We start from the raw sequence: 2,521 nt of genomic DNA on the forward strand, positions 1-2,521 counted from the left end.
GTACACCGAGGAGCGGCTCGCCGAGATCATGCGCGGGATCCACGAGCGGTGCGCGGCCACGGCCGAGGAGTACGGCGGCGCTCACCCGGGCGCTGCGGGCCGACGGCTGGGAGGTGGTCGTCACCGGCGGCCCGGGGGAGCTGCGCTACGCGCCCCCGCCCGCGCCGGGGGTCACCGACCTGGTCGGCCGCACCGACCTGGGCACGCTGGCGGCCGTGCTCGCCGGTGCTGCCTGCGTGGTCGTCGGCAACACCGGCCCCGCGCACCTGGCGGCCGCGGTGGGCACCCCGGTGGTGTCATTGTTCTCTCCCGTCGTCCCGGCCGAGCGGTGGGCGCCCTACGGCGTGCCCTCGGTCCTGCTCGGTGACCAGCAGGCCGCGTGCCGGGGGACGCGGGCCCGGGAGTGCCCGGTCCCCGGCCACCCGTGCATCACGGGCATCGGCCCCGGCGACGTCGCCAGCGCGGTCCGCGAGCTGGTGGGGGTGAGGGTGTGAGGATCGCCATCTGGCACGTGCACGGGTCGTGGATGACCGCCTTCGTGCAGGGACCGGACGAGTACCTGGTCCCGGTGCTGCCCGACCGTGGCCCGGACGGGCTGGGGCGGGCCGCCACCTGGGACTGGCCCGCCGGCGCCCGCGAGGTGTCCCCGGAGCGGCTGCGGGAGGAAGGCTGCGACGTGGTCGTGCTGCAGCGGCCGCACGAGCTGGAGCTGTTCGAGCGCTGGACCGGGCTGCGCCCGGGCGTGGACGTCCCGGCGGTCTACGTGGAGCACAACACTCCCGCCGAGCATCCGGTCGCGACCCGGCACCACCTGGCCGACCGCAGCGACGTCCCGGTGGTCCACGTCACCTCCTTCAACGCGGCGTACTGGGACAACGGGGTCGCCCCCACCCGGGTGGTCGAGCACGGCGTGCCCGACCCCGGGCACCGCTACACCGGGGAGACCGAACGGCTCGGCGTGGTCGTCAACGAGCCGGTCCGACGGTGGCGCGTGGCCGGGACCGACCTGATGCTGCGGGTCGCCGAGCAGGTGCCGGTCAGCGTCTACGGGATGGGCATGGACTCCCTCGCCGAGCGGGCGCCCAGGCTGGCCGGCCACCTGCACGAGGACGTCCGGCAGGACGAGCTCCACCCCAGGCTCGCCCGGCACCGGGCCTACCTGCACCCCTACCGCTGGACCTCCCTGGGGCTGTCCCTCATCGAGGCGATGACCCTCGGGATGCCCGTGCTCGCGCTGGCCGCGACCGCGGCACCCGAGGCCGTCCCCCGGGAGGCCGGGGTGGTCTCCGCCGACCCCGAGGTGCTGGCGGCGACGGCGCGGCAGTGGCTGGCCGACCCAGCGGAGGCCCGGGAGCGCGGCGACGCGGCGCGGCGCCACGCCCTCGAGCGGTTCGGGCTGGACCGGTTCCTGGCCGACTGGCAACGACTGCTCAAGGAGGTCGTGTGATGAAGATCGTGATGGTGTCCGAGCACGCCAGCCCGTTGGCGGCGCTCGGCGGCGTGGACGCCGGCGGCCAGAACGTCCACGTGGCCGCCCTGGCCGCCTCGCTGGCCCGGCGCGGTCACGAGGTGACCGTCTACACCCGGCGCGACGACCCCGACCTCCCCGAGCGGGTGCAGATGCTGCCCAGCGTCGAGGTGGTGCACGTGCCGGCCGGCCCCGCGGAGCCCATCGCCAAGGACGACATGCTCGGGCTGATGCCCGAGTTCGGGCACTGGCTCGGTGAGCACCTGGCCGCCACCGGGGCGCCGGACGTGATCCACTCCCACTTCTGGATGTCGGGCCTGGCGGTGCTGGCCGCGGAGCTGTCCACGCCGTGGGTGCACACCTACCACGCGCTCGGGACCGTCAAGCGCCGCTACCAGGGCAGCAAGGACACCAGCCCGCCGGGGCGCATCGAGGCCGAGACCCGCATCGGACGTGCCGCCGACCTGATCGTGGCCACCTGCCGCGACGAGGCGCGGGAGCTGGCGGCCATGGGCGTCCCCGAGGACCGCGTCGATATCGTGCCCTGCGGGGTGGACGTCCACCAGTTCTCACCGTCCGGGCCGCAGGCACCGCGCCGGGACGGTCACGCCAGGCTGCTGTACCTCGGCCGGCTGGTCGAGCGCAAGGGTGTGGACACCGTGGTGCGGGCACTACCGCGGCTGCCCGGTGCCGAGCTGGTGGTGGCCGGCGGCGACACCGACGCCAGCACCGACCCGGTCGCCCGCGGCCTCCTCACGCTCGCCGAGCAGCTGGGGGTCGCCGACCGGCTCGACATCAGGGGCCCGGTGCCGCGGGCGGAGGTGCCCGCACTGATCCGGTCGGCCGACGTGGTCGTGGCGGTGCCCTGGTACGAGCCGTTCGGCATCGTCCCGCTCGAGGCCGCCGCGTGCGGCCGGCCGCTGGTGGGCAGCGCCGTGGGCGGCCTGCTGGACAGCGTCCTCGACGGCCGGACCGGGGCGTTCTCGGCCAGCGCCAGGAAGTTGCCGTGCGTGAGCTCGCAGCCCTTGGGCTGCCCGGTCGTGCCGGAGGTGT

2 protein-coding genes and 2 pseudogenes are annotated in these 2,521 nt (G+C 75.5%); 3 read left to right on the top strand and 1 reads right to left on the bottom strand.

Features of this window, described 5'->3' with window-relative positions; genetic code table 11:
- The 3 genes and pseudogenes from GFJ45_RS15850 to GFJ45_RS15860 form a co-directional block, all read left to right on the top strand.
- Positions 1-494, top strand: a 494-nt coding sequence (locus GFJ45_RS15850; RefSeq protein WP_194288734.1) for a glycosyltransferase family 9 protein, incomplete at its 5' end; no start/stop codon positions are given.
- Positions 491-1,447, top strand: coding sequence for a glycosyltransferase (locus GFJ45_RS15855; RefSeq protein WP_194288735.1), 957 nt, complete (start codon positions 491-493; stop codon positions 1,445-1,447). The genes GFJ45_RS15850 and GFJ45_RS15855, both read left to right, overlap by 4 nt.
- Before the next feature lie 11 nt (positions 1,448-1,458).
- A pseudogene (locus GFJ45_RS15860) lies at positions 1,459-2,394 on the top strand (glycosyltransferase); the annotation flags it as partial.
- A 50-nt stretch (positions 2,395-2,444) separates the two neighbouring features.
- Here GFJ45_RS15860 and GFJ45_RS17120 read toward each other — a convergent pair.
- Positions 2,445-2,521: pseudogene (locus GFJ45_RS17120) on the bottom strand (AMP-binding protein); the annotation flags it as partial.

The organism is Ornithinicoccus halotolerans, assembly GCF_009602535.1.
GTDB lineage: Bacteria > Actinomycetota > Actinomycetes > Actinomycetales > Dermatophilaceae > Ornithinicoccus > Ornithinicoccus halotolerans.